The organism is Leisingera coralii, from assembly GCF_049056525.1.
In the GTDB taxonomy this organism is placed as follows: domain Bacteria; phylum Pseudomonadota; class Alphaproteobacteria; order Rhodobacterales; family Rhodobacteraceae; genus Leisingera; species Leisingera coralii.
The window spans coordinates 44408-70708 of sequence record NZ_JBHUPT010000035.1 but is presented as its reverse complement, the minus strand read 5'-3'; the positions used below and the strand labels follow the sequence as shown (position 1 = coordinate 70708).

25 protein-coding genes are annotated in these 26301 nt (G+C 65.6%); 18 read left to right on the top strand and 7 right to left on the bottom strand.

Annotated elements, in window-relative coordinates:
- Positions 1–68: 68 nt before the first annotated feature.
- The 3 genes from yaaA to ACFMBG_RS13655 form a co-directional block, all read right to left on the bottom strand.
- Positions 69–833, bottom strand: coding sequence for a peroxide stress protein YaaA (gene yaaA / locus ACFMBG_RS13665; RefSeq protein ID WP_421055251.1), 765 nt, complete (start codon positions 831–833; stop codon positions 69–71).
- 42 nt (positions 834–875) lie between these two features.
- Complete coding sequence (recQ, locus tag ACFMBG_RS13660) at positions 876–2933, bottom strand: DNA helicase RecQ (protein ID WP_421055250.1); 2058 nt, start codon at positions 2931–2933, stop codon at positions 876–878.
- Between the two features lie 126 nt (positions 2934–3059).
- The gene (locus ACFMBG_RS13655) at positions 3060–3347 is read right to left on the bottom strand and encodes a YggT family protein (protein WP_421055249.1); all 288 of its coding nucleotides are present in this window, start codon (positions 3345–3347) and stop codon (positions 3060–3062) included.
- 133 nt (positions 3348–3480) lie between these two features.
- On the opposite strand from ACFMBG_RS13655, the gene ACFMBG_RS13650 reads away from it, so the two are divergent.
- From ACFMBG_RS13650 to ACFMBG_RS13600, 11 genes are all read left to right on the top strand, one after another.
- Positions 3481–4029: an acyl-CoA thioesterase gene (locus ACFMBG_RS13650; protein ID WP_421055248.1), complete on the top strand. Its 549-nt coding sequence runs from the start codon at positions 3481–3483 to the stop codon at positions 4027–4029.
- Between the two features lie 50 nt (positions 4030–4079).
- Complete coding sequence (locus ACFMBG_RS13645) at positions 4080–5444, top strand: MFS transporter (protein ID WP_421055247.1); 1365 nt, start codon at positions 4080–4082, stop codon at positions 5442–5444.
- Positions 5441–6310, top strand: coding sequence for a penicillin-insensitive murein endopeptidase (gene mepA, locus ACFMBG_RS13640; protein ID WP_421055246.1), 870 nt, complete (start codon positions 5441–5443; stop codon positions 6308–6310). Before ACFMBG_RS13645 ends, mepA begins: the two co-directional genes overlap by 4 nt.
- Positions 6283–7197 carry an esterase-like activity of phytase family protein gene (locus tag ACFMBG_RS13635; RefSeq protein ID WP_421055245.1) on the top strand — a complete coding sequence of 305 codons (915 nt, stop codon included), beginning with the start codon at positions 6283–6285 and terminating at the stop codon, positions 7195–7197. The genes mepA and ACFMBG_RS13635 overlap by 28 nt, the downstream gene beginning before the upstream one ends.
- Before the next feature lie 190 nt (positions 7198–7387).
- Complete coding sequence (locus ACFMBG_RS13630) at positions 7388–8023, top strand: queuosine precursor transporter (RefSeq protein WP_421055244.1); 636 nt, start codon at positions 7388–7390, stop codon at positions 8021–8023.
- Between the two features lie 259 nt (positions 8024–8282).
- Positions 8283–8702, top strand: a complete 420-nt coding sequence (gene arfB, locus ACFMBG_RS13625) for an alternative ribosome rescue aminoacyl-tRNA hydrolase ArfB (RefSeq protein WP_421055243.1) — start codon at positions 8283–8285, stop codon at positions 8700–8702.
- Between the two features lie 63 nt (positions 8703–8765).
- Positions 8766–9512, top strand: coding sequence for an SDR family oxidoreductase (locus ACFMBG_RS13620; protein WP_421055242.1), 747 nt, complete (start codon positions 8766–8768; stop codon positions 9510–9512).
- A gap of 85 nt (positions 9513–9597) precedes the next feature.
- A complete protein-coding gene (locus ACFMBG_RS13615; RefSeq protein WP_421055241.1) occupies positions 9598–10620 on the top strand; it encodes a P1 family peptidase in 1023 nt (340 codons plus the stop codon).
- Between the two features lie 109 nt (positions 10621–10729).
- Positions 10730–11191, top strand: coding sequence for a c-type cytochrome (locus ACFMBG_RS13610; protein ID WP_421055240.1), 462 nt, complete (start codon positions 10730–10732; stop codon positions 11189–11191).
- A gap of 152 nt (positions 11192–11343) precedes the next feature.
- A complete protein-coding gene (gene idi / locus ACFMBG_RS13605) occupies positions 11344–11886 on the top strand; it encodes an isopentenyl-diphosphate Delta-isomerase (protein WP_421055239.1) in 543 nt (180 codons plus the stop codon).
- 90 nt (positions 11887–11976) lie between these two features.
- A complete protein-coding gene (locus ACFMBG_RS13600; protein ID WP_421055238.1) occupies positions 11977–13233 on the top strand; it encodes a flavin-dependent oxidoreductase in 1257 nt (418 codons plus the stop codon).
- Positions 13234–13484: 251 nt separating this feature from the next.
- Here the strand turns inward: ACFMBG_RS13600 and glpK are convergent, their stop codons facing one another.
- From glpK to panB, 3 genes are all read right to left on the bottom strand, one after another.
- Positions 13485–14975, bottom strand: coding sequence for a glycerol kinase GlpK (gene glpK / locus ACFMBG_RS13595; RefSeq protein WP_421055237.1), 1491 nt, complete (start codon positions 14973–14975; stop codon positions 13485–13487).
- A 67-nt stretch (positions 14976–15042) separates the two neighbouring features.
- The gene (gene panC, locus ACFMBG_RS13590; protein WP_421055236.1) at positions 15043–15903 is read right to left on the bottom strand and encodes a pantoate--beta-alanine ligase; all 861 of its coding nucleotides are present in this window, start codon (positions 15901–15903) and stop codon (positions 15043–15045) included.
- An 8-nt stretch (positions 15904–15911) separates the two neighbouring features.
- The gene (gene panB, locus ACFMBG_RS13585; protein ID WP_421055235.1) at positions 15912–16757 is read right to left on the bottom strand and encodes a 3-methyl-2-oxobutanoate hydroxymethyltransferase; all 846 of its coding nucleotides are present in this window, start codon (positions 16755–16757) and stop codon (positions 15912–15914) included.
- A gap of 164 nt (positions 16758–16921) precedes the next feature.
- Between panB and ACFMBG_RS13580 the strand changes: the two genes are divergently transcribed.
- Both ACFMBG_RS13580 and ACFMBG_RS13575 read left to right on the top strand, forming a co-directional pair.
- Complete coding sequence (locus ACFMBG_RS13580) at positions 16922–18400, top strand: ABC transporter substrate-binding protein (protein WP_421055234.1); 1479 nt, start codon at positions 16922–16924, stop codon at positions 18398–18400.
- A 107-nt stretch (positions 18401–18507) separates the two neighbouring features.
- The gene (locus ACFMBG_RS13575) at positions 18508–19551 is read left to right on the top strand and encodes a ligand-gated ion channel (protein WP_421055233.1); all 1044 of its coding nucleotides are present in this window, start codon (positions 18508–18510) and stop codon (positions 19549–19551) included.
- A gap of 31 nt (positions 19552–19582) precedes the next feature.
- Here ACFMBG_RS13575 and ACFMBG_RS13570 read toward each other — a convergent pair whose 3' ends face one another.
- A complete protein-coding gene (locus tag ACFMBG_RS13570; RefSeq protein WP_421055232.1) occupies positions 19583–20704 on the bottom strand; it encodes an acetoin utilization protein AcuC in 1122 nt (373 codons plus the stop codon).
- A 175-nt stretch (positions 20705–20879) separates the two neighbouring features.
- Here ACFMBG_RS13570 and ACFMBG_RS13565 point away from each other — a divergent pair, with 175 nt between their 5' ends.
- The 5 genes from ACFMBG_RS13565 to ACFMBG_RS13545 all read left to right on the top strand — a co-directional run bounded on the left by ACFMBG_RS13565 (position 20880) and on the right by ACFMBG_RS13545 (position 26288).
- Positions 20880–21827 carry an ABC transporter permease gene (locus ACFMBG_RS13565; RefSeq protein WP_421055231.1) on the top strand — a complete coding sequence of 316 codons (948 nt, stop codon included), beginning with the start codon at positions 20880–20882 and terminating at the stop codon, positions 21825–21827.
- A gap of 136 nt (positions 21828–21963) precedes the next feature.
- The gene (locus ACFMBG_RS13560; RefSeq protein WP_421055230.1) at positions 21964–22779 is read left to right on the top strand and encodes an ABC transporter permease; all 816 of its coding nucleotides are present in this window, start codon (positions 21964–21966) and stop codon (positions 22777–22779) included.
- Positions 22776–24368, top strand: a complete 1593-nt coding sequence (locus tag ACFMBG_RS13555) for an ABC transporter ATP-binding protein (RefSeq protein WP_421055229.1) — start codon at positions 22776–22778, stop codon at positions 24366–24368. Before ACFMBG_RS13560 ends, ACFMBG_RS13555 begins: the two co-directional genes overlap by 4 nt.
- Positions 24365–24838 (top strand): GNAT family N-acetyltransferase, encoded by a 474-nt coding sequence (locus tag ACFMBG_RS13550; RefSeq protein WP_421055228.1) that lies wholly within the window; start codon positions 24365–24367, stop codon positions 24836–24838. Before ACFMBG_RS13555 ends, ACFMBG_RS13550 begins: the two co-directional genes overlap by 4 nt.
- Positions 24831–26288: an aldehyde dehydrogenase family protein gene (locus tag ACFMBG_RS13545; RefSeq protein WP_421055227.1), complete on the top strand. Its 1458-nt coding sequence runs from the start codon at positions 24831–24833 to the stop codon at positions 26286–26288. The genes ACFMBG_RS13550 and ACFMBG_RS13545 overlap by 8 nt, the downstream gene beginning before the upstream one ends.
- Positions 26289–26301 lie beyond the last annotated feature (13 nt).

Below are 26301 nucleotides of genomic sequence, written 5' to 3'. Positions count from 1 at the left end.
CCGGGCCCAACCGGGACGGTGCATTCTCATGAATGTGCCGGAGCGGGCGGGAGCCTCCCCGCCGCGGCTCAGGCGCTGCGCAGGAAAACCGGCTTGTCCGGTTCCGACATCTGCGGCTGGTAGGCATAGCCGCCGGTATCAAAATCCAGAAGACTGTCCGCATCTGTCAGCCGGTGCTGGATGATGAAACGGGCCATCGCGCCGCGGGCGCGCTTGGCATAGAAACTCACCACCTTGGGCGTGCCGTTCTTGTCTTCCATGAACAACGGGGTAATCACCCGCAGCTTCAGCGCCGCCAGGTCCACCGCGCCGAAGTATTCCTGGCTGGCGCAGTTCACCAGCACATCTGTGCCGACGGCCTCTCCTTGCGCGTTCAGCGCGTCAGAGATCTTGCGGCCCCAGAATTCGTAGAGGTTCTTGCCGCGCGGGTTTTTCAGGCGCGAGCCCATCTCCAGCCGGTAGGGCTGCATCGCATCCAGAGGGCGCAGCACCCCGTACAGGCCGGACAGGATGCGGAAATGCTCCTGCGCCCAGGCCATTTCATCCCCGTCCAGCGAGGGTGCCTCCAGCCCTTGATAGGTATCGCCGGCAAAGGCCAGCGCCGCCGGGCGGGTGGTCTCCGCTTTTGGATCGGCGGCGAAGTCCTGGAAACGGGCATGGTTCAGCTTGGCGAGATCCTCGCTGATCTTCATCAGCTTCATCAGACCGGCCACCGATTGTTCGCGGGCCACGTCCGCCAGCTCCACCGCGTCGTCATGCAGCGCGGGCCAGGTCATTTCCTGATCCCGTTCCGCCCAGTCCAGCTTCTTGGCCGGAGAGGTCACTACCAGCATATCTGCCCCCTAGAAATCTTTGGCCCGGTTCTTGGCGCGACCCTAGCCCGCGCCGCGCAGGACGTCCAGAAACGCCGCGGCGAAACGTTCGGCGCGGCGCTCCCCCAGCAGCCTCGTGATGCCGGCCTCGTCATCTGCACGCAGCTGCGCCACCTTGGCCAGCAGCGAGGCCGAGCAGGTGAGCGGTTTCAAGGTGCCGCATGCGCCGCGCGCCAGCTGCGCCTGCACCTCCAGAAGTCCATCATAGACCGAGCCGGAATTGCGCCCCGCCAGTTTGCGCCTTGCGGGGTGCAGCTGCTCCACTGCGCCGGTGATCACGCCCAGGAAGTCATCGCCGTAGCGCTCCAGCTTCTTGGCGCCGACACCGCTGATGCGGGCCATCTGGTCCAGCGTTTCCGGGCGCACCTCGGCCATCTCGATGAGGGTGCGGTCCGGGAAGATCACATAGGCCGGCACTTTCTGCGCCTCGGCCAGGGCGCGGCGCTTGGCCTTGAGCGCCGACAACAGCGGCGCGTCCTCTTCCGAGACCAGAGCCTTCACCGCCGGGCGGCGGTCTGCGGATTTGATGGTGTCGCGGCGCAGCTCGATGGACTGTTCACCGCGCAGGATCGGCAGCGCGGCCTCGGTGAAGCGCAGGGCGCCGTGGCGCTCCGGGTCGGGGCGCAAGAGGTCGTGGCCCATCATCTGCCGGAACACCGCCTGCCATTGGCGCTTGCCGAATTCCTTGCCGCAGCCGTAGACCGACAACTCGTCATGGCGCTTGGCGCGGATCCGCTCGTTATCGGCGCCCAGGAGGATGTCGATCAGGTGGCCGGAGCCGAACCATTCCTCTGTCCGGAGCACCGCCGACAGCGCCTTGCGCACCACGGTGGTGCCGTCGAACACATCGGCCGGCGTGTCGCAGAGGTCGCAATTACCGCAAGGCTCGGCCGTCTCACCAAAATAGCCCAGCAGCTTCTGACGGCGGCAGTGCAAGGCCTCGGCCAGCCCCAGCAGCGCGTTCAGGCGGGCATGGTCGGCCGCGCGGCGTTCGGGCGGGGCCAGGCCTTCGTCGATCTGAGAGCGGCGCAGGCGGATGTCATCGGGGCCGAACAGGGTGAGGGTTTCCGCAGGTGCGCCGTCGCGGCCCGCGCGGCCGATTTCCTGGTAATAGGCTTCGATTGATTTCGGCAGGTCGGCATGGGCGACCCAGCGGATATCGGGCTTGTCGATGCCCATGCCGAAAGCGACGGTGGCGACCACGATCAGCCCATCTTCGCGGGCAAAGCGGGTTTCGACGATGTGGCGGTCCTCAGCCTCCATGCCGCCGTGGTAGAAACAGGCGGAGTGGCCTGCTTCGCGCAGGGCAGCTGACAGCGCCTCTGTCTTGGCGCGGGTGCCGCAGTAGACGATGCCGGACTGGCCCTTGCGGGCGGCGGCGAACTCCAGGATCTGGCGGCGCGGGCTGTCCTTGGCGGCAAAGGCCAGGTGGATATTGGGCCGGTCGAAGCCGCGCAGGAAGCTGCGGGGGGCCTCGCCGTCGAACAGCTTCTGGACGATTTCTTCCTGGGTTTCCTGGTCCGCGGTGGCGGTGAAGGCGGCCAGCGGCACGTCCAGGGCGCGGCGCAGCTCGCCGATGCGCAGGTAGTCGGGGCGGAAGTCGTGGCCCCACTGGCTGACGCAATGCGCCTCGTCCACGGCGATCAGGCTGACGCCGATGCGGCGCAGCATCCCCATGGCGGCACCGGAGGCAAGGCGCTCGGGCGCCATGTAGAGCAGCTTCAGCCGCCCGGCCTCGATCGCCTCCCAGACCATTTCGGTTTCTTCGTCGGTGTTGCCGGAGGTGAGGGCGCCCGCGGTGACGCCCGCCTCCTGCAGGGCGCGGACCTGATCGCGCATCAGCGCAATGAGGGGGGAGATCACCACGGTGATGCCGTCGCGCAGCAGGGCGGGCAGCTGGTAGCAGAGCGACTTGCCGCCGCCCGTGGGCATGATCGCCAGCACGTTCTCTCCGGCGGTCACCGCGTCGACGATCTCTTCCTGGCCGGGGCGGAAGGCGTCGAAGCCGAAGATCTCGCGCAGGATCGGGGACGCGCCTGTCAGGGCTGCCGGGGCTGTCATGGGGGCAAGGGGCCTCAATGTGGTGGTCTGCTCTTACTTGGCAGGCACAATCCCACAGGAGGCATAGGGCGGCAAGGCCCGCAGGGCAAAAGCCCGGCGAAATCCGCCGGGCCGCAGGCGGTCAGGTCAGTAGAACGCCGCCATGTTGTTCACCAGGATGATGCGCAGCGCGTAGACGGCGACCAGCACCACCAGCGGCGCCAGGTCCAGCCCGCCCATGTTGGGCATAAAGCGGCGCACCGGGGCGTAGAGCGGTTCCAGGATCCGGTTCAGCCCGTACCAGATCTGTGCCACCAGCTGCTGGTGCAGGTTCAGCACCTGGAAGTTGATCAGCCAGCTCATGATCACATGGGCAATGATGAAGAACCAGACGATGTCCAGGATCAGCATCAGGATTTGGAACAGCGAGACCATCTGTATTTCCCTCTTTCGAACAGCCACACAGGTAAGCAGCCTGCAGGAAATACGCAAGGCTTCCGCGAGGTTGCGGTTGACGCGCTGTAAACGGGTGGCATCACGGGCACATGCCAACAAGGAGCCCGCGTCCATGTACCCGATTTTCCGCCTGATCAAGGATACCGTTCTGGCCAGCCGGATGGAGCGGCTGCCGATCACCGGCCTGCATGTCTCCAGCCATATCTGCTGGCCCTGGGACCTGGACATGTGGATGGAGCTGAACAACGGCCGCACGATGACGCTCTATGATCTGGGCCGCACCATGCTGGCGCAGCGGGTGGGGCTGATCCGCTGCCTGCGGCAGAACCGCTGGGGGCTGACGGTGGCAGGATCCTCGGTGCGCTACCGCCGCCGCATCCGGGGCTTTGAGCGGTTTGAAATGCGCAGCCGTGCCGCCGGATGGGATGACCGATTCATCTATGTCGAGCAATCCATGTGGAAGACAAACGGAGACTGCGCCAGCCATGTGATGCTGCGCACCGCAGTGACCGACCGCAACGGCATCGTGCCGCCGGAAAAAGTGCTGGCGGCGCTGGGGCAGAGCACAGAGGCCTCGCCTGAGCTGCCGGGCTGGATCAACAACTGGTGCCAAGCGGATGCCGGCCGCCCCTGGCCGCCGATGCAGGACGGGCTTGCCTAGGCCCCTGCCCGCCTGCCATACCTGAAGGCAACAATAAAAAGAGGCCGGGTATGCAGCAGGTGTCCACGCGCAAGCGGATCTGGGGATGGTGGTTCTTTGACTGGGCCAGCCAGCCTTATCAGACGCTGCTGGTCACCTTTGTGTTCAGCCCGTTCTTTGCCGCCGTGGCCGCCGAGCATTTCATGGGGCAGGGCCTGGACAGCGAGGCCGCCAAGGCGCAGGCGCAAACGGTCTGGTCGATGTGCCTGACCGTGACCGGGCTGATCATCGGCTTCGGGGCGCCGTTCCTGGGCGCGCTGGCGGACATCACCGGCCGCCGCCTGCCCTGGATCATGGTGTTTTCGCTGATGTATCTGATCGGCGCCTGGGGCCTTTGGTACATGGACCCCGAGGGCAGCAACCTGTGGTGGATGCTGGTCAGCTTCGGCTTTGGCTTCATCGGCGCCGAATTTGCCCTGATCTTTGTCAACGCCCAGCTGCCGACGCTGGCCAGCCGCGAGGATGTGGGCGACATCTCCGGCTCGGGCTTTGCCTTTGGCTACCTCGGCGGGGTGATTGCGCTGTTCATCATGCTGCTGCTGTTTGTCGAGCAGGGCACCGGCAAGACCCTGATCGGCCTCAGCCCGGCCCTGGGCCTGGACCCGGAGGCCAAGGAGGGCACCCGCGCTGTCGGCCCGTTCACCGCGATCTGGTTTGCCGTCTTCATGATCCCCTACTTCCTGTGGGTGAAGGACCGCGGCGCGACGGGGCGCAAGGCCACCCTGGCCAAGGCCTGGCAGATGGTGGTCAAGCTGGTCTCCGGCCTGCGCCGCCGGCTGAGCCTGGCGAGCTATCTGGGCTCCTCGATGTTCTACCGCGATGCGCTCAACGGCCTTTACGGCTTTGGCGGTGTCTATGCCAAGCTGGTGCTGGGCTGGGAGATCACCCAGATCGGCATCTTCGGCATCGTCGCCGCCTTTGCCGCCACCCTGTTCAGCTGGCTGGGCGGCAAGGCGGACCGGCGGTTCGGGCCAAAGCCGGTGATCATCACCTCGATCCTGATCCTCTCCCTTGTCTGCCTGATCATCGTGTCCATGTCGCGGCACCAGATATTCGGCATCCCGCTGGCAGAAGGCTCCACCCTGCCGGACACGGTGTTCTTTGGCTGCGGCGTGCTGATCGGCGGCTTCGGCGGCATCCTGCAGGCCGCCAGCCGCAGCATGATGGTGCGCCACACCAGCCCCAGGGATGCAACCGAAAGCTTTGGCCTTTATGGCCTGTCGGGCCGCGCCACCGCCTTTCTGGCGCCCGCATTGATCGGGGTTGCCACCACGGCAACCGGCAGCGCCCGGCTGGGGATCACCCCCGTCATCGGGCTGTTTCTGGTCGGATTGATACTGTTATTCTGGGTTCAAGGAGAAGGAGATCAGGGTTGAGACTGTTACTTGCCACATGTTTAGCGGTTGTTGGTTTACTTAGTCCGGCAAGCGCGCAGACACCCGCCAAGGCCCTGTTCGGGGCCAAACCCGCCGCTTCCCAGCAGCGGCCTGCACCGTTCGGCTCCTACGCCAAGGGCTGCGTTGCCGGCGCCGCCCAGCTGCCTGAAACCGGGCCCACCTGGCAGGCCATGCGGCTGAGCCGCAACCGCAACTGGGGCCATCCGGCAGCAATTGATTTCGTCAAGGACCTGAGCCGCTTTGCCGCCAAGCAGCGCGGCTGGAAGGGGCTTTATATCGGCGACATCAGCCAGCCCCGCGGCGGGCCGATGCTGTCAGGCCACCGCAGCCACCAGATCGGCCTCGACATCGACATCTGGATGCGGCCGCCGGACCGGCTGAACCTCAGCCGCAGCGCGCGCGAGAACATCTCCTCGATCTCCATGCGCCGCGCCAACGGCGCCTATGTGAACGCCAGCTGGACCCGGGCCCATCACGAGATCCTCAAGGCCGCGGCGCAGGACAAGCGGGTGGCGCGGATTTTCGTCTTCCCCGGCGCCAAGGTGCAAATGTGCAATGACGAGAAGGGCGACCGCCGCTGGCTGCGCAAGATCCGCCCCTGGTGGGGGCATCACTACCACTTCCACGTGCGGCTGGCCTGCCCGCGCGGCGCCCGCGGCTGTGTGGACCAGGCCGCTCCGCCCAAGGGCGACGGCTGTGCCGATGCGCAGCAGTGGGTGAACAACATCCTGAACCCGCCGCCGCCGAAACCGGTTGACCCCAACGCGCCAAAGCCTAAACCACGGCGTGACTACACCCTTTCGGATCTGCCCAAGCAATGCGCCGCCGTTCTGCACTCAAACTGACCCTGGCCCTGGCCGCTGCCGCCAGCCTGGCTGCGGCGGCCTATGCCGCAAACCGCCCGGCGGCGGCGGCAGAGGGCAAGGCGCAGTATCTGGGCAGCTATACCTGGAAGCTGAACCAGCCCTGGTTCGGCGGCTTCTCCGCGCTCAAACTCAGCGACGGCGGCAAGGCGATGACGGTGCTCAGCGACCGCGCCACTTTGGTGACCACGCGGATCCAGCGCAGACAGGGCAGCATTACCGGGGTCACGGCGCAACGTGCCCACGGCCTGCGCGCCTCCACCGGCAAGGTTCTGCGCGGTTTTGCCGGCGACAGCGAAGGCTTGGCAATTGCGCCAGACGGCAGCCGTTACATTTCCTTTGAAGGCGCTGCACGGGTGGCCCGCTACCAGCGCCCCGAAGGCCGTGCCAAGGTGCTGCCGCGCCCCAAGGCGTTCCGCAAGCTGCCCCCGAACAAGTCGCTGGAAACCCTGGCCATCGACGCCCGCGGCTGGCTATACACGCTGCCGGAACGCGCGTTCGACAAGCACGGGCAGATCCCGGTCTGGCGCTGGAACGGCCAGCGCTGGTCACGTCCCTTCAGCCTGCCGCCGGAAGGCCGCTTCCTGCCGGTGGATGCCGATTTCGGCCCCGACGGGCGCTTCTACCTGCTGGAGCGGGACCTGACCCTGCTCGGCTTCCGCAGCCGCCTGCGCCGCTGGGACATCACCGCCGCCGGGCCGGTGAACGAGACGGTGCTGCTGCAGACCGGCCCTGGCACTCACGACAATCTTGAGGGCCTGTCAATCTGGGCCGATGAGACCGGCCAGATGCGCGCCACCATGGTTTCCGACGACAACTTCCTGCCGCTGCAGCGCACCGAACTGGTGGAATACGCCCTGCCCCGCTGAGGCTTGCCCCGCGCCGCGCCAGCGGCGCCATGCCCAACCGGGAGGGGGCATTCTTCGAATGCACCCCGAGCGGGCGGGAGCCTTCCCTGAAACCGCAAAACTTGCCCTCCTTGCCGGATCATTTTAAAGGGGCCGGTCTTTTGCTGCCGCAGACTGCGTCTGCGCGCCCCGAAACAAATGGATCCGACCCATGACCCGCTCGCATATTCCAGGCATCCTCGCCATGGCCACCGTGGTGGTGGCCTCCAACATCCTGGTGCAATTCCTGTTCGGCCAGTGGCTGACCTGGGGCGCCTTCACCTACCCGATCGCCTTCCTCGTCACCGACGTGATGAACCGCGTCTACGGCGCCGCCGCGGCGCGCAAAGTGGTGGTGGCCGGCTTCATCGCCGGGGTGATCTGCTCGCTGATCGGAACCCAAATCATGCTGCAGGGCGACGGCTTCACCTACCCGGCGGTTACCCTGCGCATTGCGCTTGGCTCCGGCCTCGCCTTCCTCACCGCGCAGATGCTGGACGTCGCCGTGTTCTCTGCCCTGCGCGAGGGCAAATGGTGGCGCGCGCCGCTGGCCTCCACCCTGATCGGCTCCTCCGTCGACACCGCGATTTTCTTTACCGTGGCGTTTTCCGCCGCGCTCAGCTGGCTGGAGCCGGTCAACGACGTCTCCTGGGCCGGAGAGATCCTGCCGCTGCTGGGCACCGGCCCGGAAACCCCCTTGTGGGTCTCTCTGGCCCTGGCCGATTGGCTGGTAAAACTGTCGCTGGCCCTCGTCGCCCTTGTGCCCTTCCGCATCATCGTGCGTAAGCTCACCGCAAAGACCACATGATTTTGTTTTGACATTAGCCGAATCTGTGGCAGGCTGAGGGCACACGAAACATTCAGAAAGGAGGTGCCCATTGTCTAGAGAAGCTATGGAGAGCAGTGCCGGAACAGTTCAGAAGGAGTGCGGCCGAGGCAGCCCTTGGCGCGTATAGATGTCTGAATTGGTGCTGACCTAACCGGTGCACCTCCTATCATCTCGAAGGGCTGTTCCCGCGTGTGGGAACAGCCCTTTCGATTTTCTGGCCTCCGCTTCATAAAGAGCCATGATCCGCATCAACGAGCAAATCATCCTGCAGGACTGGGAAATGACCGAGAGCTTCATCCGCGCCTCGGGCCCCGGCGGGCAGAATGTGAACAAGGTGGCGACCGCGGTTGAACTGCGGTTCGAGGCCGCCCGCTCGCCTGCGCTGACGCCCGCGGTCAAGAACCGGCTGAAACGGCTGGCCGGGCGCCGCTGGACCAAGGACGGCGCGATCATCCTGCAATGCGACGAGACGCGCTCGCAGCAGCGCAACCGCGAGATCGTGCGCGAGCGGCTGGCGGAACTGGTGCGCAAGGCGCTGGTGGCGCCCAAGCGGCGCATCGCCACCAAACCCACCCGCGGCTCCGTCAAGCGGCGGCTGGAGGCCAAGAAACAGCGCGGCGAGCTGAAAGCGACGCGCGGTAAGATCGACCCCGGCTGACTTGGGATTGCACACCGCTTCCGACCGGCCCATGCTGACGCCAGACAGTTTGGGAGGGAAATCATGCGGCTGGACGGAAAGACCGCCATCGTGACCGGCGGCGCCTCGGGCTTTGGCGCAGGCATTGTGCGCAAGTTCCTGAGTGAAGGCGCCCGGGTGATGATCGCCGATATCAACGGCGCCGCGGCGGAGGAGATGGCTGCGGAGCTGGGCAGCAACGCCCTGGCCCAGGCGGTGGATGTCTCAGATGGCGCCTCTGTCGATGCCATGGCCAAAGCTGCCCTGCAGACCTTCGGGCGTCTCGACATCCTCGTGAACAATGCCGGCGTCACCCATCTGCCCGCGCCGCTGGAGGAGATCTCCGAGGACGACTTCGACCGGGTGATGCGGGTGAACATGAAATCCGTCTACCTCACGGCCCGCGCCCTGGTGCCGCACATGAAGGAAAACAAGGGGGGCGCGATCCTGAACGTCGCCTCCACCGCGGGCGTCTCGCCGCGACCCAACCTCAACTGGTACAATGCCTCCAAGGGCTGGATGATCACCGCGACCAAGACCATGGCGGTGGAACTGGCGCCGCATGGGGTGCGGGTCAACGCAATCAACCCGGTGGCCGGCGAAACCCCGCTTCTGAAATCCTTCATGGGTGAGGACACCCCGGAAATGCGCGCCAAGTTCCTGTCGACCATTCCGATTGGCCGCTTCTCCACCCCTGAGGACATGGGCAATGCCGCTTGCTTCCTGTGCTCGGACGAGGCCAGCATGATCACGGGTGTTGCGATGGAAGTGGACGGCGGGCGCTGTATCTAGCGCACCCGGCTTCTTCTTTGTGGAAAATACTCCCGCCGGAGGCAGTGCGCGCCAGCGCGCTTCCTGGCAGAAAGGACCGCTTATCATGCTCCCCGGCCCCAGAAACCTGATCACCGACGTGCCCGGCATCCTTGTCGGCAACGCCCAGGACGCCACACTGAAATCCGGCACCACCGTGCTGACGTCGGACAGCCCCTTCACCGCTTCGGTGCATGTGATGGGCGGCGCGCCGGGCACCCGGGAAACGGACCTGCTGGCGCCGGACAAGTCGGTGGCAAAGATCGACGCGCTGGTGCTGTCCGGCGGCTCCGCCTTCGGGCTGGACGCCTGCTCCGGGGTAATGGACGCCCTGCACGCCAAGGGCCGAGGCTTTCCGGTCGGCCCTGTGCGGGTGCCGCTGGTGCCGGGGGCAATCATTTTCGATCTGCTGAACGGCGGGCAAAAGGACTGGGACCAGAACCCCTACCGCGCTCTCGGCCGGGCGGCCTTTGAAGGCGCCGCAGAGGAATTTGCCCTTGGCACTGCAGGCGCGGGTGAGGGAGCGCTGACCGCCATGCTCAAGGGCGGGCTCGGCTCAGCCTCGCTGGTGCTGGACAGCGGTGTGACGGTCGGCGCCCTGGTGGCCGCCAACCCGATTGGCGCCGTCACCACCCCGGGCGAGCGGCACTTCTGGGCCGCCCCCTTCGAAATCGCGGATGAATTCGGCGGTCTCGGGCCGGATCCGGCGGCCGGGCTGGGGCGCAGCCTGGACAGCCGCAAGCTGGCCGCGATGCAAAAGCTGGGCGGCGGCGCCCTGCCCGGGGAACTCGCCAACACCACAATTGCCATCGTCGCCACCGATGCGGAACTGTCCAAGGCCCAATGCCAGCGTCTGGCCACCGCCACCCATGACGGCATCGGCCGCGCCATCGTTCCGGCCCACACCCCCAGCGATGGCGACCTGGTCTTTGCCGCCAGCACCGGCGCGTGCAGCCTGGAAAACCCGGACGCAGACCTGGGCCCGCTCTGCCATGCCGCTGCCCTGTGCCTCAGCCGTGCCCTCGCCCGCGCCGTCTATCACGCGCACCCTGAACCCGGAGACCTGCTGCCCTGCTGGTCAGCGCCTTGAATTGCCGCAGCTTCCTGCCGGAACTTTGATGCGCGTCAAACTGCCGGTTGACACTGCGGGCTATTGGATCATGAGTCACACGTGCCAACTCATAACCGGAGCAAGCAATATGAAACCTCTCGTAACAGCCGCCATTTTCGGCCTCCTCGCCGCCCCTGCCTTTGCCGAAGGCGACCCCGAAGCTGGCGAGAAGGGGTTCAACAAGTGCAAGTCCTGCCACACCGTCACCTCCGATTCCGGTGACGTGATCGTCAAGGGCGGCAAGACCGGCCCCAACCTGTGGGGCATTGCCGGCCGCACCGCTGGCACCGTCGAAGGCTTCAAGTACAGCGATGACCTGGCCGCCGCAGGCGAGGCCGGCCTGGTCTGGGATGAAGAGAAATTCGTGGCCTTCACCACCGACCCCAAGAAGTTCCTGCAGGCCGAAACCGGCGACTCCAAAGCCAAGTCGAAAATGTCCTTCCGCCTGAAGAAGGGCGGCGAAGACATCTATGCCTTCCTGGCCAGCCACGGCCCGGCCCCGGCAGAGGGTGCCGCAACTGAGGAAAGCGCGGAAGCGGCCTCCGAATAACGCCCGTATTTACGGCAGCACTGCATCAAAGCCGCGGCATTTTCGCCGCGGCTTTTCGCGTAATTGCTTTCGCAACCCGCAGGCGTTAGCGGTAGGAGCCAGGCCAACGCAATTGCGGCAGGCCGGCCAGGGAACCACGTCACGGACACAGCATGAGCCACATGATCCCCGCCTGGGTGAACGGCGATTTGACACCGGTCGACAAGCTCGCCGCGCATGAGCGCGGGCTGAAGCACAAGGCGGTCTCCGTCTTTGTGGTGAAGGGTGTGGAAATCCTGATGCAGCGCCGGGCGATGGGCAAATACCACACGCCGGGCTTGTGGGCGAACACCTGCTGCACCCATCCGATGTGGGACGAGCAGCCCTCGGCCTGCGCCGTGCGGCGGATGCAGGAGGAATTGGGGATCACCGGGCTTTACCCGGAGTTCCGCCACCACCTGGAATACCGCGCCGATGTCGGCAACGGGCTGGTCGAGCATGAAGCAGTCGATGTGTTCCTGGCCCATGCCCACCGGCCGCTTAAAGTCACCCCCAACCCGGATGAGGTGATGGAGACCCGCTGGGTCGACTACCACGACCTGCTGGCCGAGGTGAGCCGCCATCCCGAACGGTTCACCCCCTGGCTCAAGATCTACCTGCACAACTACGCCGACGTGATCTTTGGCCCCGACCTGATCATCGCCGGCAGGCGCTAAGCCGCCGCTGCCCTCCCTTTCTTCCGCTCCCGCTTGTTCCTTCCGGCAGGCTGTGGTTTTCTGCCCGCAAGATTAGGAGGTATACTTATCATGTCCATTCTCATCGCCGGCGGCGGTATTGCCGGGCTCACCCTGGGGCTGACGCTGCACCAGATCGGAGTGCCGTTCCGGATTTTCGAGGCGGCACGGGAGCTGAAGCCGATGGGCGTCGGCATCAACCTTCAGCCCAACGCGGTGCGGGAGCTGTTCGATCTCGGGCTGGAACGGGAACTGGCGGCGATCGGCGTGAAGACCCGGCAGCTGGGGTTCTACAGCAAACTGGGCAAGACGATCTGGGAGGAGCCGCGCGGCATGGGCGCAGGCTACGCCTGGCCGCAGTACTCGGTCCACCGGGGCGAGCTGCAGATGCTGCTGTACCGCGCGCTGCTGGACCGGGCCGGACCCGATTGCCTGACCACCGGCGCCCGGGCCATAGGGTTTACCAATACCTCCGAAGGCGCGGTTCTCCTGCTCGAAGACGGGCAGCGGATTGATGGGACCTTGGCGGTTGCAGCCGATGGCATCCATTCCGCCCTTCGGGCGCAGATGGTGCCTGGGGAAGGCGCACCCATCTGGAACGGCCGCATCCTGTGGCGCGGCACTACCCGCGCACCGGAGTTCAAGGGCGGCGCGGCGATGGCGATGATCGGCCACGACCATCTGCGGCTGGTCGCCTATCCGATCTCGGCGCCGGATGCGGAGGGCCGGGTCACGATGAACTGGATTGCGGAAAAGAGCTTTGACCCCTCCGCCCCCTGGCGGCGGGAGGACTGGAACCGGCCTGCAGACATCAATGAGTTCCTGCCGGACTTCGAAGGCTGGCAATTCGATTGGATCGACGTGCCAAAGCTGATCCGCGGCGCCGAAGTGGTCTATGAATATCCGATGGTGGACCGCGACCCGCTGGCGCGCTGGACGGAGGGCAACGTGACCCTGATGGGAGACGCCGCGCATCCGACCTATCCGGTGGGGTCAAACGGCGCCAGCCAAGCCATTGTGGATGCTCGGGTGATCGGCGCCAAGCTGCTGGACCAAGGGATCAGCGCCAGCGCTTTGCAGGCCTATGAGTCCGAAGTGCGTCCGGTAACCACTGCAGTAGGCCTGGCCAACCGCGCAGGCGGTGGGCCCGACGGGGTGCTGCAGCAAGTCGAAGACCTCTGCGGCGGAAATTTCGGGGATATCAGCGAAGTGATCCCGCAGGCGGAGCTGGCCGCCCATGCCGCCAAATACAAATCCATTGCGGGTTTCTCCATCGAGGGGCTGAACGCCCGCCCCGCCACCATCCCGGCAGGCGCCCGCGTCAGCTAGGGCACGCCTGCTGCCAGCCGCGGGTCAAGGGCGGCGCAGCCGCCGTGCCGCAGGCACGGTTTTCCCTTGAGGCGCGGATGGCCGCAAACACACTCGAAAAGGCGCGTTTAGGTGCAGGCCTGCACCTAAACCGCTTCTCAGCAGAAAGAAAAACGCCGCGCGAAGCGCGGCGCCACGCCCAACTGTGAGGCGCATTCTGCGAATGCGGCGGAACAGGCGGGAGTGCCCCGCCCTGCCCCGTTTTCCTGCATTCAGACGCCAATCACCGCCTGCACCGCGCGCTGCCAGCGGGCATAGGCCGCCTCGCGCGCGGTCGGCTGCATCAGCGGCACGAACTGGCGGTCGAGCTTCCAGGTATCGGCAAAACCGGTCTGATCCGGGTAGATCCCGGCCTGCATCCCCGCCAGCCAGGCCGCGCCCAGTGCCGTGGTTTCCTGCATAACCGGGCGGTCGACGGCGGCGCCCAGGAGGTCCGACAGGCTCTGCATGGTCCAGTCGCTGGCGCTCATGCCGCCATCGACGCGCAGGGTCACGGTGTGGTGGCTGTCGTCCTCCCAATCGGCGCGCATCGCCTCATAGAGGTCGCGGGTCTGGTAGGCGACGCTTTGCAGCGCGGCGCGGGCGAACTCCGCGGGGCCGGAGTTGCGGGTGAGGCCAAACATGCCGCCGCGGCACTCGGGCTCCCAGTAAGGCGCGCCGAGGCCGGTGAAGGCGGGCACCAGGATCACGTCCTGGCCCGGGTCCGCCCGCAGCGCCAGCTCGCCCGATTGCGACGCGTGCTCGATGATCCCCAAACCGTCGCGCAGCCATTGCACGGCAGCGCCGGCGATGAAGATCGAGCCTTCCAGCGCATAGGTCGGCTTGCCGTCCAGCTGATAGGCGATGGTGGTCAGCATCCGGTTTTTCGACACGACGGGTTCGTCCCCGGTGTTCAACAGCGCAAAGCAGCCTGTCCCGTAGGTGGATTTCATCATCCCCGGCTGGAAACAGGCCTGGCCGATGGTGGCCGCCTGCTGGTCGCCGGCCACGCCCAGGATCGGAACCGGGCCGCCCAGAATTTCCGGGTCGGTGGTGCCGAACTCCGCGGCGCTGTCCTGGACCTCCGGCAGCATCTGCTGCGGCACGTCCAGCAGATCGCTGATGGTGCCGCTCCAGCGGCCCTTGCGGATATCATACATCAGCGTGCGCGCCGCGTTGGTCGCGTCCGTCACGTGGGAGGCACCACCGGTCAGGCGCCAGATCAGGAAGCTGTCCACGGTGCCGAACAGCAGATCCCCTGCCGCGGCCCGCTCACGCGCGCCCGGGACGGTATCCAGGATCCACTTCACCTTGGTGCCGGAGAAATAAGGATCCAGCAGCAGCCCGGTGCGGTCGGCCACCATTTCCGCGTGGCCGGCCGCGCGCAGTTCCTCGCAGATGGCCGCGGTGCGGCGGTCCTGCCAGACGATGGCGTTATGGATGGCCTTGCCGCTGGACTTGTCCCAGACCACCGTGGTTTCACGCTGGTTGGTGATGCCGATGCCGGCAATATCCTTGGCCGAAACATCCAGATCCGCCATCACCTTGCGGCAGACCGCGACAGTGGTATCCCAGATCTCCTCCGGGTCGTGCTCCACCCAGCCTGCCTGCGGGTAGTGCTGGGTAAACTCCTGCTGTGCGGTACCCGCGACCTGCATCCCCGCGTCAAACAGGATTGCCCGGGTTGAAGTGGTGCCCTGATCAATCGCCAGAATATAGGTCATCCGTTGCCCTCCAGTCTCCTCTGACCGGGGACAATAAACGCAAAGGTGCTACCGCTACCAGCCCCTACTAAGAATTTAGTTGAGGAACCTCGATATTGTCGATCAGCCGGATGCCGTCCATCCAGGCGGCGGCCAGCAGCCGGGCGGGCCGGGAGGGGCTGTCCAGCGCCTCCAGCGTCTCCGCACAGCGCAGGTCGAAATACTCCACGTCTCCAAAACCTGCCTCTGCCAGCGCCTGGCGCGCGGCGGCTTCCAGCGGTGCCCAGGGCGCGCCCGCCGACGCCTTGGCGGCGGCCTCCCGCATTGCGGCGTTGAGGGCGGCAGCCTTGGCCAAAGCCTCCGCAGATAGCCGCAGATTGCGGGAGGACATGGCGAGGCCTGAAGCCTCCCGCACGGTCGGGCAGCCGATCACCTCGATCGGGATATCAAGATCCCGCGCCATGCGGGTCACCACCATCAGCTGCTGGTAATCCTTTTGACCGAAGAACGCCTTGTCCGCGCTGGTCTGCAGGAAAAGCTTGGCGACCACCGTCGCCACCCCGTCGAAATGGCCGGGGCGGAAGGGGCCCTCCATCACAGCCGTGATGCTGCCGCCGACCGAGACATTGGTGGCATAGCCGTCGGGGTAGATCTGATCCGGGTCGGGGACATAGATCAGGTCCGCCCCATAAGGCGCAAGCTTTTCCGCGTCCTCGTGTTCGGTGCGCGGGTAGTTCGCCAGATCCTCGGGGTTGTTGAACTGCTTGGGGTTCACGAAGATCGTCACGATCACCCGGTCGCAAGCCTGCTTGGCTGCTTCGACCAGCGACAAGTGGCCGGCGTGCAGCGCCCCCATTGTCGGCACCAGGCCGATGGTTTCCCCGGCACGGCGCCATTCGGCTGTCTTGGCACGCAGGTCAGACAGGCGGCGCAGAATAGGAGCGGTCATTTCAGCAGTCATCCTTTGGAGGGCGCCTTGGCGGCCGGAGCCTGATCGGCAAAAACATGTTCGGCTGCCGGGAAGCTGCGGGCGCGCACTTCGGCGGCATATTCGGCGATGCCCGCCTCGGCCAGCGGGCCAAGATCGGCGTAGCGTTTCACGAACTTCGGCTTGAAGGCGGTGAAGAAGCCCAGCATGTCATCGACCACCAGGATCTGCCCGTCGCAGCCCGCGCTGGCGCCGATGCCGATGGTGGGAATCGCCACCTCGGCGGTGATCTTGTCGGCCAGTTTCTGCGGCACCTTCTCCAGCACCACCGAGAACGCGCCGGCCTCAGCCACCGCGCGGGCGTCTGCCAGCACCGCCTCTGCCTGTGCATCACGGCCCTGCACCTTGTAGCCGCCCAGCGTGTTAATCGACTGCGGTGTCAGGCCGATGTGGGCCATCACCGGGATGCCGCGCTTGACCAGGAAGCGGATGGTCTCCGCCATCTCGACGCCGCCTTCCAGCTTGACCGCTGCACAGCCGGTCTCGGCCATCAGCCGCGCGGCGTTGCGGAACGCCTGCTGCGGGCCTTCCTCGTAAGATCCGAACGGCATGTCGATGACCAGCATCGCGCGCTCAAGCCCGCGCGCCACCGCCTGGCCGTGCAGGATCATCATCTCCATGGTGACGCCCAGGGTGGAGGTCAGCCCATGCAGCACCATGCCGACGCTGTCGCCGACCAGCACAAAGTCGCAATGCTTGTCCATCAGCCGCGCCATCGGTGTGGTATAGGCCGTCAGGCTCACCAAAGGGGTGCCGCCCTTGCGGGCCCGGATGTCTTCGGCGTTGGGCGCCTGTTTCTTGGCTGTTGCGCTCATGGCTTCCTGTCCGCGGTTCAAGAGTGGACACGAATTACCAATTAACGCCGCGTGCTTCCAGTGCGCGAAATGTCCCTCACCCTTGATTACGCTTGGGAATCGGGGAAACTCGTTTCCAATAGGCGCCGAACACGGCCCGCATATTGTACACGGGGAGTTTTCCAATGGCATTGAGATCACTTGTTTTAGCGGCCGGTTCCGCGCTTGCACTGGCCGCGGGCGGCGCCTGGGCCAAGGACAGCGTCACCATCGCCATGCAGCTGGAACCGCCCCACCTGGACCCAACCAGCGCCGCAGCCCAAGCCATCGACTCGGTGGTTTACAGCAATATTTTCGAGGGGCTGACCCGGTTCATGGGCGACGGGTCGGTGGTTCCCGGCCTGGCTGAAAGCTGGGAGATTTCCGAAGACGGCACCGTCTATACCTTCAAGCTGCGTGAGGGAGTCACCTTCCACGACGGCAGCACAATGGATGCGGAAGACGTGAAATTCTCGCTCGACCGCGCCCGCGCCGAGGACAGCACCAATGCCCAGAAGGCGCTGTTCGAGGGGATAACCGCGGTCGACGCGGTGGACCCGCAGACCGTCCGGATCACGCTGGACGGGCCAAACGGCAGCCTGCTGTTCAACCTTGCCTGGGGCGATGCGGTGATCGTGGCGCCGGAGAGCATCGAAGACATCAAGACCAACCCCATTGGCACCGGCGCCTATACCTTCCAGGAATGGGTGCAGGGCGACCGCATCACGCTGGCGCGCAACCCGGATTACTGGGGCGATCAGCCGGCGCTGGCCTCTGCCACCTTCAAATTCATCTCCGACCCGACCGCTGCGTTCGCTGCGATGATGGCGGAGGATATCGACGCCTTCGACAACTTCCCTGCCCCCGAAAACCTGCCGCAGTTTGAGGCCGATCCGCGGTTCCAGGTGCTGGTGGGATCGACCGAAGGCGAAACGATCCTGTCCACCAACAACAAGCAGCCGCCGTTCGACGATATCCGGGTACGGCAGGCGGTTGCCCATGCCATCGACCGGCAGGCGATCATCGACGGCGCCATGTTCGGCTATGGCACCCCGATCGGCACCCATTTCGCTCCGCACAACCCGGCCTACATGGACCTGACCGGCAACTCCGCCCATGACCCGGAGCAGGCCAAGGCCCTGCTGGCAGAGGCAGGTTTTGCCGAAGGGTTCGAGACAACCCTGCACCTGCCCCCGCCGTCCTATGCCCGCCGCGGTGGCGAGATAATCGCGGCGCAGCTGGCCGCGGTCGGCATCAAGGCCGAGATCATCAACGTCGAATGGGCCCAGTGGCTGGAAACCGTGTTCCGCGGTAAGAATTTCGGCCTCACCATCGTCAGCCATACCGAGCCGATGGACATCGGCATCTACGCCCGCCCCGAGTATTACTTCCAGTATGACAGCAAGGCGTTTCAGGAGCTGATGAACCGGCTGAACGCGACAACGGATCCGGACGCCCGCACGGCGCTGCTGCAGGAGGCGCAGGAGATGATCGCAGCGGATTACGTCAACGGCTTCCTGTTCCAGCTGGCCAAGCTGGGGGTGGCCAAGGCCGGGCTGCAGGGCCTGTGGGAAAATGCGCCCACTGCCGCCATCGACCTGACGGCGATCAGCTGGGCAGAGTAACAGCACTGCCGCGAAGCCCATGCCCGCCGGGCTTCGCGGTTTCACCCTTGTGAAGCGGCAGTTTGAGTATGGTGTTTTCAGGTATCTTTCGGCCTCTCGGCCGCCTTGTGGCTCTGATCCTGCTTGGATTGGCCTGCCTTGCCTGGCCGGCCTGGGCCCAGGCGGAGCTTTCGGGCGGTCTGGAAGGTTTGACCGGACAGTTGGATACCCCGCTGGAAGTGGGCATCGGCATCAAGATCGACCAGATCGTCAACGTCGATCAGAAAGCCGAAAACTATGCTGCTGTTGCGGTCATCCGGGCCGAGTGGACGGATCCGGCGCTGGCTTTCGATGCCGAGGAATTCGGGCGCGATGTCCGCATCTTCCAACCCGATGCGCTGGCGGACTATGCCAAGTCTGCCGGCGCGGTCGTCCCGGTGTTCGTCATCATGAACCAGCAATCCAACCGCTGGATTCACCAATCCGCGGCCGGTGTGCGCTCAGACGGCAGTGTGGTCTATGTCGAAAAATCCTCGCTGACGCTTCAGGCTCCGCATTTTGATTTCAGGAAATACCCGTTCGACACCCAGCGGTTCCAGTTCGAAGTCGCGTCAGTACTGCCTTCGTCATACGTGAACTACTATCCGCTGAACGAATATTCCGGGCTGGGCGGCATGCTGGGCGAGGAAGAGTGGATTCTTGGAAACGCACACCTGATCCAGACCAATACCGAAGGGATTTCAGGCCATGAGAGTGACCAGATCACGCTGGTTTTCGAGGGCAAAAGGCACATCACCTATTACCTAATCCGTGTGTTTCTCCCCATGCTCGTCCTGATCACGGTAAGCTGGTCGGTCTTTTTCCTCGACGAGTACCGGAAGCGGATCGAGATTTCGGGAGCGAATCTTCTGGTCTTTGTTGCGTTCAACTGGGCGATTTCGGCGGACCTGCCCAAGCTGGGATACCTGACCTTCCTCGATTTCATCCTGCAGTGGATGTTCCTCGCCACCGGTGCGATCATCGTCTTCAACGTGGTGCTGCGCAAACTCAAGCTGGCCGGGCGCGAGACCCTGGCCCGGAAGCTGGACAACTATGCGCTGAAGTGGATCTATCCCATTGGCTATGCCGCCATCGTCGGCTTTGCGGTGCTGAAGTTCCTGGTTACATCTTAGGGTCAGGGCCCAGCGCAGCGCTGTTGCTGCGCTAGCCCCCGAGACGCCTGCGCAGCAGATAGGCCACCCGCTCCCGGACCGTCTGACGCACCGGCCCGCCGCGCGGCTGGTCCCTGAGCGTGGTGAACCAGTGCTCCGGCGGGTTGCGGCCCAGCCGGTTGCCGTTGAATTCCAGCCCGCGCAACACCTCTTCGCCTTCTGCGGGCAGCCGCTCCGGCACCTCAATGCCATTCAGCGTGGCCCAGACCCCGGTCCAGAGCCGCCCTACCGACCACGGGTTATAGCCGCCCCCGTCCAGCACCAGATACCGCGGCGCCATCCCCATCAGCGCCCGCACTACCGCCCAATGGGCGTTGTTCGACAAATCCAGATGCGGCAGCGGGTCTTCGGTCACTGCATCCGCGCCGCATTGCAGCACGATGGCGTCGGGCGCGAAGTCTTCCACCACCGGAAGGATCAGCGCGTCGCGGATATGGGCCATTTCATCATCGTTGAATCCGCGCGGCACCGGCAGATTCAGAGCAGAACCACCCGCATCCTCCGTCAGCGTCCCGGTCTTGGGCCAAAGGTTTTCCTCATGCACCGAGATCATCAGCACGTCCGCGTCGCCGGCAAAGCCATGCTCCACCCCGTCGGCGTGATGCGCGTCGATGTCGACATAAGCGATCCGCCGTGCGCCGTGGTGGCGCAGCGACAGCATCGCCAGCACCGGATCGTTCAAATAGCAGAACCCATTGGCCCGGTCCGGCATCCCGTGATGGGTGCCGCCTGCGGGGTTGTAGACAATGCCGCCCTGCGCCAGCAGCTCCCCCGCCAGGATCGACCCGCCCGCGGCGGTGGCCGGGCGGCGGAAGATCTCCGGGAACACCGGGTTGGAGAGGGTGCCCAGATGATGCCGGGCGCGGACCTCATCGCTCACGGCTTGCGTCGCCTCCGCGGCCTGCAGCGCGGCGACGTAGTCCGGCGTGTGCCAAACGGTCAGCGCCGCAGGCTTGGCGCGGGGAGAGTTCACATAGACTTCCTCCGGCAGCCAGCCCAGCGCCCGGGACAGATCCATCACGGTCGAGACCCGCGGCACCCGCAAGGGATGGGTGCGGCCATAGGAAGATCCGCGGTAGATTTCCGATCCGATGAACAGGGGGCGGGACAGCATGGCACAGTGATAGCCTGCTCAGGCCTGCATGCGGAAGCCCCCGCCCGCTGCCATAGCGCCCCGCTCCGGACAATTCCGGCGCAAGCCTTTGACGCTGCGCCTTTTTGCACCCTGCTGCCGTTTTGCCGCCGCGGCCCTCTGGACCGCTGCTTTGTGCGCACCTAACGTAGCCCTGATGCTGCGCTATGCTCTGAAACGCCTCCTGTCGCTGATCCTCAGCCTGGCTGTTGCCTCGCTGGTGATCTTCCTTGTGGTGGAGGTGGCACCAGGCGATCCGGCATCTTTCATGCTGGGGGTCAATGCGCAGGCAGACACGGTGGCTGCCCTCAAGGCAGAGCTGGGGCTGGATCAAAGCAAAGCCGCCCGCTACCTGAATTGGATCACCGGGATGCTGGCCGGTGATTTCGGCACCTCCTACACCTACCGCACACCGGTTGCGGGGATGATCGCAGACCGGATGTGGGTGTCGCTGCCCCTGGCCCTCTATGCGCTGACGCTCTCGACCCTGATCGCCTTTCCGGCAGGCATCTATGCCGCCGCCCGCCGCGGCAAGCCGGGCGACATGGCGGTGATGGGCGCAACCCAGCTGGGCGTCGCGGTGCCGAACTTCTGGTTTGCGATGATGCTGGTCCTGATCTTTGCCATCAACCTGCGCTGGTTCGGCGCAGGCGGCTTTCCGGGCTGGGAGGCCGGGCTAGGCGCCGGGCTCCATGCGCTGACCCTGCCCGCCATCGCGCTGGCGCTGCCGCAGGCGGCGATCCTGACGCGGGTGATGCGGTCGGCCCTGCTGGACATCCTAGGCGAGGATTTCATGCGCACCGCCCGCGCCAAGGGGCTGACACAGCGCCAGGCGCTTTGGCGGCACGGGGTGCGCAACGCGCTGATCCCGGTGCTGACCATCATCGGTTTGCAGTTCTCCTTCCTGCTGGCGGGCGCCATCATCATCGAGCAGGTCTTCTACCTGCCCGGCCTCGGGCGGCTGGTGTTCCAGGCGATCTCATCCCGCGATCTGATCGTGGTGGAATCGGTGGTGATGCTGCTGGTCTTTGCCGTCATCACGGTGAATTTCCTGGTCGATCTCGCCTATTCGCTGGTGGACCCGCGCCTCAGGAGCCGGACATGAAGACAGATGCAACCGTGCAGGCCTGCCGCCAAGGGCCGCGCCCGAGCCTGGGGCGGCGCAACGCGCCCTCCCGTGGGGAGGGTCGGGCGCGGCCCGGCCTTGCGGCCGGACGGATCGTCACAAAGGGTTGCCGCTCATGACCCGCAATCTGATCCTTGGTGCCGTTTTGTCCTCGCTGGTGCTGCTGGCAGCGGCGGTGTCCTTCGTCTGGACGCCCTTCGACCACACCGCAATGAACATCCCCGCCAAGCTGCAAACCCCCAATGCGCAGCACTGGCTGGGCACCGATCATTTCGGGCGCGACCTGATGGCGATGATCATGGTCGGCGCGCGCACCTCCATCGCCGTGGCGCTGGTGGCTGTCGGCATCGGCATGGGCGCGGGCGTGCCGCTGGGGCTGGCGGCGGCGGCGCGCAAGGGATCCTGGCTGGATGAGCTGATCATGCGCGGCAATGATCTGGTCTTTGCCTTCCCCTCGCTGGTGATCGCCATCCTGATCACCGCCATCCTCGGTGCCGGCGCCATCAACGCGATCATCGCCATCGGCATCTTCAACATCCCCGTGTTTGCCCGCATCACCCGCGGCGCGGCGCTGAGCCTTTGGGAACGGGAATTCATCCTGGCCGCCCGTGTGGCAGGCAAGAACGCGGCGCGCATCTCGGCCGAGCACATCCTGCCCAACGTCACGAACCTGCTGATCGTGCAGGGAACGATTCAGTTCTCGCTGGGGATCCTGGCCGAAGCCGGCCTCAGCTATGTCGGCCTCGGCGCGCAGCCGCCCACCCCCAGCTGGGGGCGGATGCTGGCCGATGCGCAGACCATGGTGAGCTTTGCGCCGCATCTGGCGCTGGTGCCGGGCACGGCCATTATCCTCACCGTGCTGGGGCTGAACCTGCTGGGCGACGGGCTGCGCGACTATCTGGACCCGAAACTGCGGGTGGCGCGGACATGACCCTGCTGGATGTGACCCGCCTGTCGCTCAGGATCGGCGCCTTTCAGGTGCTCAAGGACGTGTCGTTCCATATCGAGCCGGGCGAGATCGTCGCCGTCACCGGTGAAAGCGGCTCCGGCAAGTCGATGACCGCGCTGGCGGTGATGCAGCTGCTGCCGGAGCGGGCCGAGGCCAAGGGCTATGTCACGCTGGACGGGATTCAGCTGCTGGACCAGTCCGAAGCGCAGATGTGCGCCCTGCGCGGCCAGTCGGCCGGGATGGTGTTCCAGGAGCCGATGACCGCGCTCAACCCAGTCAAGACCATCGGCGAGCAGGTGATGGAGACCATCCTGATCCACAAGGCGATGCCGCGCGACAAGGCCGAGGCCCGCGCTCGCGAGGTGCTGGAGCGGGTCGGCCTGCCCGAGGACCGCTTTCCGCTCAGCCGTTATCCGCATGAGCTGTCGGGCGGCCAGCGCCAGCGGGTGGTGATCGCCATGGCCATCGCCCTGCGCCCGAAACTGCTGATCGCGGATGAGCCGACCACGGCGCTGGACGTAACCACTCAGGCGCAGATCCTCGACCTATTGAAGGACCTGGTGCAGGACTACGGTATGGGCCTGCTGATCATCACCCACGACCTGGCGGTGGTGGCGGATCTAGCCGACCGGATCGTGGTGATGCGCCACGGCGAGGTGGTGGAGACCGGCCATACTGACTGGCTCTTGCGCAATATGCGCCACCCCTACACGCGAATGCTGTTTGCGGCTTCCAGCCACCAGGTGGCCTTGCCCGAGCCGCCTGCGCCGGCCCCGCTGCTGGAGGTCAAGGGTGCTGTCCGCGACTATAAAACTCCGCGCCCGTCGCTGTTCTCGAAACCCGGACATTTCCGTGCGGTGAATGATGTCTCCTTTACCCTGAACCGCGGTGAGCGGCTGGGTCTGGTGGGGGAGTCAGGTTGCGGAAAATCGACCCTAACAAGGGCGATTCTGGGTTTGGAGCCTCTGCAAGGCGGAGAGATCCTGTTGGACGGCGAACCCGTGTCGACCCATCTTGCGCCAGCACTCCGCCGCAAGATGCAGGTGGTGTTCCAGGACCCGTACGGCAGCTTCAACCCGCGCCACCGGGTGGACCGGCTGATCACCGAACCCTTCCACACTCTGGAGAAGCCCCCGGCCGGAAGCGAACGCGCCGATCTGATCGCCGAGACCCTCACTGCCGTCGGGCTGCAGCCCGGGGATGCACAGAAATACATCCACCAGTTCTCCGGCGGCCAGCGCCAGCGCATCGCGATTGCCCGCGCGCTGATCACAAGGCCAGAGCTGATCATCTTTGACGAGGCGGTCTCCGCTCTCGACGTCTCGGTGCGCGCCCGCATCCTGGATCTGCTGGCAGAGCTGTGCGAGGCCTACAGCCTCACCTATCTGTTCATCAGCCACGACCTGAGCGTGGTGCGGACGATCACCGACCGCTGCCTGGTGATGCAAAAGGGCGAAATTGTCGAACAGGGCGGGACCGAAGAGGTCTTTTCTAATCCCCAGCACCCCTACACACGGCAATTGATCGCCGCTGCGCCGGTGCTGCCCGATCTGGATCAGGGGGCCGCATGACGCTGTCACTGGCGCTGATCATGCCGCGGGAGCAGGCCCTTCTGGCAGCAGCGCTGGCGCCGTATTTTGCCAAGGTGGCCCCCAGTGCCGCCATCGACCCAACGGGCCGCGCGGGCCAGATGCTGCACCGCAAGGACGTGACCGCCTTCTGGATCCGCAACGGCACCGCCCGGATCGGCTTTGCCATCGTGCTGAACCTGCCCGATGACCGGCGCGAGCTGTCGGAGTTCTGCATCCTGCCGCAGCACCGCCGTCAGGGCTGGGGCCATCAGGCCGCCCGGATCATCCTGCGCGAGTTCCCGGGCCGCTGGCGCATGGGGCTTTCGAAATCCTCAGCCGAGGCGGTGGCTTTCTGGGGCACCTGTCTCAGCGCGATGCCCGGCATCCGGGACTTGCGCGAGGGCGCCCCCTTCACCGAACATCAGATCAAAAGCTACAGCTTCGACATCGCAGGAGCGCATGATGACTGACACTTCCCCGCTTTGGTTCGACCCCGCACTTTGCCTCATCGGCGGCGCATGGCAGCCTGCCGCCGGCGGCGGCACCCTGCCCCTGGTAAATCCCTCGGATGGCAGCGAAATCTGCCGGATCGCGCGTTGCGGTGCTGCCGAGATCGACGCAGCCGTGCAAGCGGCAGAAGCGGCGCGGGACGGTGCCTGGGGCGCTATGACCGCTCTGGAGCGGGGCCGCATCCTGACCCGGATCGGTCAGTTCGTGCTGGAACGGGTGGACCTGCTTGCCGCGATTGAAGCGATGGACGTGGGCAAGCCGCTGACCCAGGCGCGCGCTGATGCCGTGGCGCTGGCGCGCTATTGCGAGTTCTACGGCGGCGCGGCGGACAAGGTGATGGGGGAGACCATTCCCTATCTGGACGGCTACACGGTCTATACCCTGCGCGAGCCGCATGGGGTGACCGGCCATATCGTGCCTTGGAACTACCCTATGCAGATCATCGGCCGCTCCGTCGGCGCGGCTCTGGCGATGGGCAACGCCTGTGTGCTGAAACCAGCGGAGGAGGCCTGCCTGACCGCCTTGGCCTTTGCCCATATCGCCATGGAGGCCGGATTGCCTGCGGGTGCGCTGAACGTGGTGCCGGGACTGGGCGCCGAGGCCGGGGCGGCGCTGGCCGGGCATCCCGGCGTGCATCACATCTCCTTCACCGGGTCAGTGAGGACCGGCGCGCTGGTGCAGCAGGCGGCAGGCGCCAATGTGGTGCCGGTGACGCTGGAGCTAGGCGGCAAGTCCCCGCAGCTGGTGTTTGACGATGCCGATCTGGACGCCGCCCTCCCCTTCCTGGTCAACGCGGGCATCCAGAACGCTGGCCAGACCTGTTCCGCGTCCTCGCGCATCCTGGTGCAGCGCGGGGTCTATGAGGAGGTGAAAGCGCGCATGGCCGAAGCCTATGGCGCCCTGACAGTCGGACCGGCGGCAGAGGATCTGCGGGTCGGGCCGCTGATCTCTGCCCGGCAGAAGCAGATTGTCGAGGGCTATCTGGCCAAGGGGGCGGACCTGCCCGTCGCGGCGCAGGGTGAAATTGCCGCCAACGCGCCGGCGAGCGGCGCCTATGTCCGCCCCACCCTGTTTGCCGATGTGCCGCCGGGCCATGCCCTCGCGCAGGAGGAGATCTTTGGCCCGGTGCAGGTGCTGATCCCGTTCGACACCGAAGAAGACGCGCTGCGGATTGCCAATGCCACCGAATACGGCCTGGTCGCCAGCGTCTGGACCCGCGACGGCGCCCGGCAGATGCGGCTGGCGAAGAAGCTGCGGGCGGGCCAGGTGTTCCTCAACAACTACGGTGCCGGCGGCGGGGTGGAGCTGCCCTTTGGCGGCGTCGGAAAATCCGGCCACGGGCGGGAGAAAGGCTTTGAAGCGCTTTATGGATTCTCGCAGCTCAAGACCGTGGCGGCGCATCACGGCTAGGGCGGAGATTCAG

Bases quoted from the DNA above. Each gene is read 5' to 3' on its own strand.
- arfB (WP_421055243.1), top strand. From the start codon at position 8,283: ATGATCCGCATCAACGAGCAAATCATCCTGCAGGACTGGGAAATGACC.
- ACFMBG_RS13550 (WP_421055228.1), top strand. From the start codon at position 24,365: ATGACGCTGTCACTGGCGCTGATCATGCCGCGGGAGCAGGCCCTTCTG.
- ACFMBG_RS13545 (WP_421055227.1), top strand. From the start codon at position 24,831: ATGACTGACACTTCCCCGCTTTGGTTCGACCCCGCACTTTGCCTCATC.
- ACFMBG_RS13555 (WP_421055229.1), top strand. From the start codon at position 22,776: ATGACCCTGCTGGATGTGACCCGCCTGTCGCTCAGGATCGGCGCCTTT.
- ACFMBG_RS13645 (WP_421055247.1), top strand. From the start codon at position 4,080: ATGCAGCAGGTGTCCACGCGCAAGCGGATCTGGGGATGGTGGTTCTTT.
- ACFMBG_RS13615 (WP_421055241.1), top strand. From the start codon at position 9,598: ATGCTCCCCGGCCCCAGAAACCTGATCACCGACGTGCCCGGCATCCTT.
- yaaA (WP_421055251.1), bottom strand. From the start codon at position 833: ATGCTGGTAGTGACCTCTCCGGCCAAGAAGCTGGACTGGGCGGAACGG.
- ACFMBG_RS13630 (WP_421055244.1), top strand. From the start codon at position 7,388: ATGACCCGCTCGCATATTCCAGGCATCCTCGCCATGGCCACCGTGGTG.
- idi (WP_421055239.1), top strand. From the start codon at position 11,344: ATGAGCCACATGATCCCCGCCTGGGTGAACGGCGATTTGACACCGGTC.
- glpK (WP_421055237.1), bottom strand. From the start codon at position 14,975: ATGACCTATATTCTGGCGATTGATCAGGGCACCACTTCAACCCGGGCA.
- ACFMBG_RS13620 (WP_421055242.1), top strand. From the start codon at position 8,766: ATGCGGCTGGACGGAAAGACCGCCATCGTGACCGGCGGCGCCTCGGGC.
- ACFMBG_RS13650 (WP_421055248.1), top strand. From the start codon at position 3,481: ATGTACCCGATTTTCCGCCTGATCAAGGATACCGTTCTGGCCAGCCGG.
- recQ (WP_421055250.1), bottom strand. From the start codon at position 2,933: ATGACAGCCCCGGCAGCCCTGACAGGCGCGTCCCCGATCCTGCGCGAG.
- panB (WP_421055235.1), bottom strand. From the start codon at position 16,757: ATGAGCGCAACAGCCAAGAAACAGGCGCCCAACGCCGAAGACATCCGG.
- ACFMBG_RS13635 (WP_421055245.1), top strand. From the start codon at position 6,283: ATGCGCCGCCGTTCTGCACTCAAACTGACCCTGGCCCTGGCCGCTGCC.
- ACFMBG_RS13560 (WP_421055230.1), top strand. From the start codon at position 21,964: ATGACCCGCAATCTGATCCTTGGTGCCGTTTTGTCCTCGCTGGTGCTG.
- ACFMBG_RS13565 (WP_421055231.1), top strand. From the start codon at position 20,880: ATGCTGCGCTATGCTCTGAAACGCCTCCTGTCGCTGATCCTCAGCCTG.
- ACFMBG_RS13655 (WP_421055249.1), bottom strand. From the start codon at position 3,347: ATGGTCTCGCTGTTCCAAATCCTGATGCTGATCCTGGACATCGTCTGG.
- ACFMBG_RS13570 (WP_421055232.1), bottom strand. From the start codon at position 20,704: ATGCTGTCCCGCCCCCTGTTCATCGGATCGGAAATCTACCGCGGATCT.
- ACFMBG_RS13610 (WP_421055240.1), top strand. From the start codon at position 10,730: ATGAAACCTCTCGTAACAGCCGCCATTTTCGGCCTCCTCGCCGCCCCT.
- panC (WP_421055236.1), bottom strand. From the start codon at position 15,903: ATGACCGCTCCTATTCTGCGCCGCCTGTCTGACCTGCGTGCCAAGACA.
- ACFMBG_RS13580 (WP_421055234.1), top strand. From the start codon at position 16,922: ATGGCATTGAGATCACTTGTTTTAGCGGCCGGTTCCGCGCTTGCACTG.
- ACFMBG_RS13600 (WP_421055238.1), top strand. From the start codon at position 11,977: ATGTCCATTCTCATCGCCGGCGGCGGTATTGCCGGGCTCACCCTGGGG.